The sequence below is a fragment of the Paenibacillus sp. Y660 genome (assembly GCF_057221575.1).
In genome coordinates this window covers 55,033-62,852 of the sequence record NZ_JBXBBJ010000012.1, presented here as the reverse complement: position 1 = coordinate 62,852, position 7,820 = coordinate 55,033, and the positions used below count along the sequence as shown (strand labels likewise).

General features: G+C 51.4%; 1 protein-coding gene. It reads left to right on the top strand.

The annotated features are described in order from the left end of the window. Window positions 1-86 precede the first annotated feature (86 nt). A complete protein-coding gene (locus tag AC2TDN_RS15285; protein WP_484688612.1) occupies window positions 87-7,799 on the top strand; it encodes an amino acid adenylation domain-containing protein in 7,713 nt (2,570 codons plus the stop codon). Window positions 7,800-7,820 lie beyond the last annotated feature (21 nt).

Here is a 7,820-nt window from a genome sequence, read left to right as displayed (position 1 = left end):
ACATCGATTTGCTGGAGGAAAACGGCTGTCTTCCGGAATGGAAAAGACGGTTAAAGCGAATAAGCCAACTTCACACGAGGTGAATAATGACGAAAGCAAATGCGATTCAGAAGGTGTACCCCCTTACTCCTATGCAGGAAGGGATGCTGTTCCACTCGATCATAAACAGCAAGTCAAGCGCTTATTTCACTTTAATGGAAGCTTCACTGATAGGCAGCGTGGACCCGGAGCTGTTCGAGCAATGTTTAAACAGCATCATGAAGGAATTCGACATCCTGCGTACAGTGTTTGTTCATCAAAATTTGCCGCGCCCCCGGCAAGTTGTTTTCCACGAACGGAGCACGAAGCTGCATTATGAGGATCTTCGCCACCTAGGTGAGACGGAGCAAGGCAAGTATATCGAGAGCTATAACGAGGCAAACCGAAGCCGCGGTTTTCAGCTATCGAAGGATGTGCTGCTTCGAGTCGCTTTGTTCCGCACTACAGAACATACCTATCGGTTAATGTGGAGCCATCATCATATTTTGATGGACGGCTGGGGCTTTGGCGTTGTTATCCAGCGGCTGTTTCAAATCTATGCTGCTATGCGAACAGGCAGCGCGATTCCTCAAAGCATCATTTATCCATACGGTGATTACATCAAATGGCTTGAAAATAGAAGCAAAGAGCAATCTCTAGTCTATTGGAAAAAAGCGCTCGAAGGCTTTGAAGAACAAACGTCTTTGCCTCAAAAACAGCTTGGAGGCCCTTCGGAAGAATATCGTCAGGGTCAGCATGAATTTGTAATTAACGCCGAAACTACTATGCTCCTTACTCGAATGGCAAGAGGCTGCGGAGCGACGCTTAACAGCTTTTTTCAAGCCGTTTGGGCGGTGCTTCTCAGCAAATATAATAGGACGCGCGATGTCGTGTTCGGCTCGGTCGTATCAGGGCGCCCTTCGGATGTGCCGGGAATCGAGCAGATGGTCGGATTATTTATAAATACGGTGCCGGTGCGCGTTCGCAGCTTTGACGGCCTTACTTTTGCGCAGCTGCTAGCGAATATCCAAGCAGAAGCGGTTGAGATGGAAGCGCACAGCTACCTGCCGCTTTACGAGGTGCAAAATCAATCGGAGCTGAAGCAGGCTCTCCTCGATCATATTTTGATATTCGAGAATTATCCGCTAGGCAAGGATGTTGAAGGCGGGAAGGCCGAGGAGGCGATCGGCTTCCAGACACAGGTTGACCGCGTGTTTGAACAAACGAATTATGATTTGAATGTCGTTGTATCTCCTTCCGAGGAGCTTTCTATCAAATTCAGCTACAACCAGAACAGGTTTGAAAGCCTGGTTATTCATCGTGCAGAAAGTCATCTGCGAAGCATCATAACGCAAATATTGGATAACCCGTCAGTCGAGCTGAGCGCCCTAGAAGTGGTTTCAGCTGAAGAAAAGCGGCAATTGTCCGACCATTTTAACGATACGAAGAGGGTGTATGAGGGACCGAAGCTCGTTCATGCTTTGTTTGAGAACCAGGCAGCGCGCACGCCGGAGCAAACCGCTGTGCTCGGAGCCGGTGTAGAACTGACCTACCGGGAATTGAACGTCGAAGCAAATCGCCTTGCCCGGACGCTATATAATAACGGCTCTTCAGGCCGCGTCATAGCTGTTATGGCTGAGCCGTCGCCGGATATGGCTGTTGCGCTGCTCGCTGTCCTTAAAGCGGGGGCCGCTTACTTGCCGATCGATCCCGCGCTTCCAGCAGATCGCATTCGCTACATGCTTGAGGACAGCGAAGCCTGCTGTGTCCTATCCGATCCACACTATGCCCAGTTTGCTGAAAGCTTTGGCACAAATGTAATTGATATTAGCGATATAAGCGGCTATGCGGAGGATACAACCAATTTGGATGTCCGGGTTCAGCCGAATGATCTGGCTTATATCATTTACACATCCGGCACGACAGGTATGCCTAAAGGGGTTATGATCGAGCATCGCAGCATAGTGAATACGCTGCTTTGGCGGAAAGAAGAGTACCAATTCAGCACGGAGGATCGCACGCTAGTCTTCTTGTCGTTTGCATTCGACGCTTTCGTTAGTACGTTCTTCGCGCCGCTCATTGCAGGCTCGTCCGTTCACTTGGCGAAAGCAGCGGAGAGCAAGGACCCGTTCGCGTTGAAGAAGCTTATTGCGGCAGGACAAATTACGCATTTCAGCACAGTGCCAGCCATGTTCCTGGCGATTCTTGATGTTATAACGCATGAGGAAGCTCTATCGCTCAAAGCGGTGACACTCGGGGGAGATAAGGTTACGGAGGATACCGTTAACCGTGCAAGGAGCGTAAATCCGGCGCTTGAATTGGTTAATGAATACGGACCGACCGAAAACAGCGTTATAACGACCTGCTTGCGTCATGCCGAGGACGGAAGGCGGATAACGATTGGCACTCCGATTGCCAATACACAGGTTTGGATCGTAGGCAGCGATAGGCAGCTACAGCCAGTCGGCGCAGTCGGCGAGCTATGTGTTGCTGGCGAAGGGCTGGCTCGTGGATATTTGAATCAGCCTGAGCTGACGAAGGAGCTTTTTGTGCCGCATCCATTCGATGAAGGCGCTGGCTTGCTTTACCTTACGGGTGATCTAGCAAGGTGGACGGAGGACGGCCAGATTGAATTCGTAGAGCGGATCGATCATCAAGTGAAAATTCGCGGCTATCGGATCGAGTTGGGAGAGATCGAAGCCGCGCTTCGCAAGCAGGCGGCCATTAAAGACGCAGCTGTGCTTGCTGTGCAGGAGGAATCAGGTTCGAAGCAGCTTTGCGCCTATGTAACGCTCGAAGAAGGGGCCGAGTGGGATGAAGCGTCATTAAGACGGGTGCTTGGAACTCAGCTGCCATCCTACATGAATCCGGCAGCCTTCATTCGGCTTGAGCGCTTGCCATACACAGCGAACGGCAAGCTCGACCGCAAGGCGCTTCCGATTCCGGATGCAAGCTTGGCAAGGAACCGTGAATACATAGCGCCTGATACATTGCTTGAGGCGCAGCTTCAGCCGATTTGGGAACAAATTTTGCAAGTGGAGAAGATCGGCGTAACGGAAGATTTTTTTGAACTTGGCGGGCACTCGCTCAAAGCGATGCTGTTAGCGGCCAGGCTTCAGAAGGAGCTGCAGACAGACATTCCTTTGAAAGAGCTGTTTGATCGTCCAACGATACGCGGCATTGCCCGTTTCATTGAAGGTGAGAATCAGGAGGAAGGCAGTTTTGTCGCCATTGCTCCGGCAGAGCCAAGGGAAGTCTATCCGTTAACATCGGCGCAGAGAAGAATGTTTGTAATCAATCAGTTTGAAAACGTCGGAACGGCTTACAATATGCCCGATGCTTTGCTTATGGAAGGGGGTATAGATAAGGAAAGGCTTACAGATGCCCTACAGCGCCTGATCGAGCAGCATGAACCGCTGCGGACCACGTTCGAGCTGCAGTTGGAGGAGCCCGTTCAGCGCATTCATGCTACGGCTGTGCTTGAGCTTGAGGTTTTCGAAGCATCCGATACACTGCCCGCTGAACAAATCATGCGCGATTTCGTGCGGCCCTTCGATTTGACACATGCCCCGCTTATGCGGGCTCGTCTCGTTCGTTTGGAGGAAGAACGCCATCTGCTGCTGCTCGATATGCACCACATTATTGCCGATGGGATTACAGTTGGACATCTGATTCAGGATATGGCCGCTTTGTATCGGGGTGGACAGCTGCCAGCGCTTAGCATTCAGTATAAGGATTATGCAGTCTGGCAATTGGGTGATGCAAACGCGGATCGGTTGAAAAAGCAGGAGGCTTTCTGGCTGGAGCAATTCTCCGGCGGCGTGCCTGCGTTCGATTTCCCTACTGACTACTCGCGTCCGCTCGTTCGTGATTTTGCAGGAAAGCGATACGAATTCATGGCCAATAAGGAGCTGGCTGCTTCGCTGCGTGAATTGGCAGCAGCTCAAGGCGCAACGCTCTTTATGGTGCTGTTCGCAGCCTATAACGTGCTGCTCAGCAAGTATACAGGCCAGGAGGATTTTGTCGTTGGAACGCCGACAGCCGGCCGGGCTCATGATGAGCTGCGTGAAATGACCGGGCTGTTCGTAGGTACGCTTGCGCTCCGTACAAGCCCGAGGCCAGAGCTTTCTTTCCAAAATTATGTTGCCGAGGTTAAGCGGCATTGCCTTGAAGCGTTCGAGCATCAGGATTATCCCTTTGAGGAGCTGCTGCAAAAATTGGGCATTCCGCGCAGCATGAGCCGCAATCCGATGTTCGATACGATGTTTCTTATGCAAAACATGGATTCGGCTGATCTGCAGCTTGAAGGCTTGAAGCTGACATCCTACCCGCAATCCAACGATATCGCCAAGTTCGATCTGACCTTTGGCGTGATCGAGCAGGACGATTCGCTGCAGTTCAGCATTGAATATGCAACAGCTTTATACCGCCCAGAGACAGCGGAGCGGCTTGGAAACCATTTTATCGAGCTGCTGCATGCTATTGCCGCTCATCCAGAGAAATCATTAGCTGATCTGGATATACTAAACAGCTGCGAAATCGAGCAATTGCTGTACGGGTTTAACGATACTTCGGCAAGCTACCCGCGTGAGGCTACGATTATCTCGTTATTTGAACAACAGGCAGCTATTCATGGCGAGCTAATTGCTGTCTCGGACGATGAGCGGCAGCTAACCTATCGTGAGCTGAACGCTCGAGCGAACATGCTGGCAAGGCGGCTTCGAGACGAAGCGGGTGTTGTGCGCGATAATCTAGTAGCGATTCTTATGGACCGCTCTGCCGACATTATCGTTGCTATGCTCGCGGTTCTGAAGGCGGGAGGCGCGTATGTGCCGATAGATCCCGCTTATCCTGAGGAACGGGTTCAGTTCATCCTGAAAGACAGCAAGCCGAAGGCGCTGCTTACGCAAACTCCCTATCTCCATCGGGCTAACGATGAAGCCTGCATGGTCTTCGATCTCCAGAACGGCTCAACCTTCTCAGGAGACGAAGGTAATTTGGAGGCGGTCAATGAGCCGCAGGACTTAGCCTATATCATCTATACGTCCGGAACGACTGGACAGCCGAAGGGCGTTATGATCACCCATCGGAATGTGGTAAGGCTATTAACGAACAATCGGCTTGCCTTTGATTTTAATGAGCGGGACGTCTGGACGATGTTCCACTCGTACTGCTTCGATTTCTCGGTATGGGAAATGTACGGCGCATTGCTGTACGGCGGACAAGTCGTCGTTGTTCCGCGCCATACCGCGCAAAATCCGCAGCAGTTTGCGGAGCTGCTGAGGCGGGAGAAGGTAACGGTGCTGAACCAGACGCCGACTGCTTTTTATGCCTTGATTCAAGAAGAGATGCACCGGCAGGACCAAGGATTAGCTGTCCGTTATGTCATTTTTGGCGGTGAAGCTTTGAATCCTGCAATGCTGCGGCCTTACCGCGACCTGTATCCTGCCGCAAAGCTGATCAATATGTACGGCATCACCGAAACGACCGTGCATGTCACCTACAAAGTGATAACGGATCATGAGATCGCGACAAATGTAAGCAATATCGGCAAGCCGATTGCTACGCTTACCTGCTATGTTTTCGATTCCAGACAGAGGCTTGTTCCCATTGGCGTTAATGGCGAGCTGTATGTTGGCGGAGATGGCGTTGCCAGAGGTTATTTGAACCGGGATGAGCTGTCGCGGGAACGCTTTGTGCCGAATCCTTACAATTCTGACGAGAGACTGTACAGGACTGGCGATCTGGTACGCAGATTGGCAAACGGCGAGATGGAGTATCTTGGTCGCATCGACCATCAGGTTAAAATCCGCGGTCATCGCATCGAGCTGGGTGAAATTGAGACTGTACTTCTTAATCATAGCAAAGTTAAGGAAACAACCGTCATTGCACGTGACCAGAAGGACGGCAGCAAAGCGCTGTGCGCCTATATCGTTGCCGAGGAAGCGCTGACCGTCACCGAGCTGCGGCAATTTACGAAAGAATCGCTGCCTGATTACATGGTTCCGGCCTATTTTGTCCAACTGGACAAAATTCCTCTGACCTCTAATGGGAAAATTGACAGGCATGCGCTGCCTGAACCGGATCTGAGCATCGCTACCGGCAGTGTGTATATCGCTCCAGAATCCATTCGCGAACAGCTGCTGGCAGACATTTGGCAAGGCGTGCTTGGCGCAAAAAATATTGGTTCGGCTGAAAATTTCTTTGCGCTTGGCGGCGACTCTATTAAAGCGATACAAGTAGCTGCTAGACTCGGTGCGCATGGTTTGAAGCTGGAGATTAAAGATTTATTCCAGTATCCGACAATCGGTGAGCTTGCTCCGCGGCTAAAGGCCGTCACCCGGAGCATTGAGCAAGGCGCCGTAACAGGCGAAGCTGGGCTTACCGCGATTCAGCATTGGTTCTTTAAGCAGCAATTTACCGATGCCCATCACTGGAATCAATCGGTCATGCTGTTTACGCCGGGGCGGTTCGAGGAGAAGGCGATCCGAACTGCCATTGATGCGATCGTTCGGCATCATGATGCGCTGCGCTTCGTTTTCCGTCCGAATGCAGAAGGCTCCTATATCCCCTTCAATCGGGGGCTGGAGGAAGAGGAGACGCATAAATACGAGTATATTGATTTAACCGGCGAGTCGGATGACCGCTCGGTGCTTGCGAGGCATGCAGAGCAGCTTCAAGGCTCGATTAATTTGTCAGAGGGTCCATTGTTCCTGACCGCTCATTACAAGACGGCAAGCGGCGATCATTTGCTGCTGATCGCCCACCATCTCATCATTGACGGCGTATCCTGGCGCATTTTGTTCGAGGATCTGGAGCAGGCATATAGCCAAGCGCTGAGCGGAGAACAGGTACGGCTTCCGCTCAAATCCGATTCCTTCCTCTATTGGTCGGAGCAGCTCCGCTTGTATGCGGAAAGCCCGCTGCTTCTAAGGGAGGCAGATTATTGGAGAGAGCTGGAGGAGAGAGGCGTCATTCCTCTTCCTCGCGATAGACATGCGGGCCGCGGTGATTTCTCGACATTGCGGACTGCACAGTTCGAGCTGGATGAGATGGAAACGGAACATCTGCTGAAGCGCGCTGGACGTGCTTATAATACGGAGATCAACGATTTGCTGATGACAGCATTAGGTCTTGCCGTTAAGCAATGGTCCGGCATAGATCAGGTAGGCATCAACCTAGAATCACATGGACGCGAGCCTATCTCAGAGGCGCTGGACATTTCGCGCACGGTTGGCTGGTTCACCTCCCAATATCCGGTTGTGCTGGATATGAGCGCGGAGGACGATTTATCTCGTCAGATTAAGCTGACGAAGGAACAGCTTCGAGCTGTACCTGGCAAAGGCATCGGCTACGATCTATTGAAATATATGACGCCAGACCCATTAAAGCCAGCGCTTGGCTTCGACCTTGAGCCGGAGATTTGCTTCAACTACTTAGGGCAAATTGACGGAGATGTAACAAACGAAATTTTCACTATGTCGGATTATGACAATGGGTCCCCTGTCAGCTCAAAAGCGGAAAACAGCTTTGCATGGAGCTTCGGAGGCATCGTCGAGCAAGGCCGACTTTCAATGAAATGCCATTACAACAGCTTGGAATTTTCGGAGGAGACGATGAGCCGCTTTATGAATGCTTATCGCGCGCAGCTCGGAAGCGTAATCGCTCATTGTACCTCACAAGAGGATGCTGAGCTGACGCCAAGCGATATTAGCTCAAAAGGGATGTCGGTTGACGATTTGGAAGACATTTTCGATCTGCTGGAAGAGAAGCTGAAATGAGAAAGCGAGCGAATATGCTTG

Excerpts from the sequence above, each read along its gene's own strand:
- AC2TDN_RS15285 (WP_484688612.1), top strand. The coding sequence starts at position 87 with ATGACGAAAGCAAATGCGATTCAGAAGGTGTACCCCCTTACTCCTATG.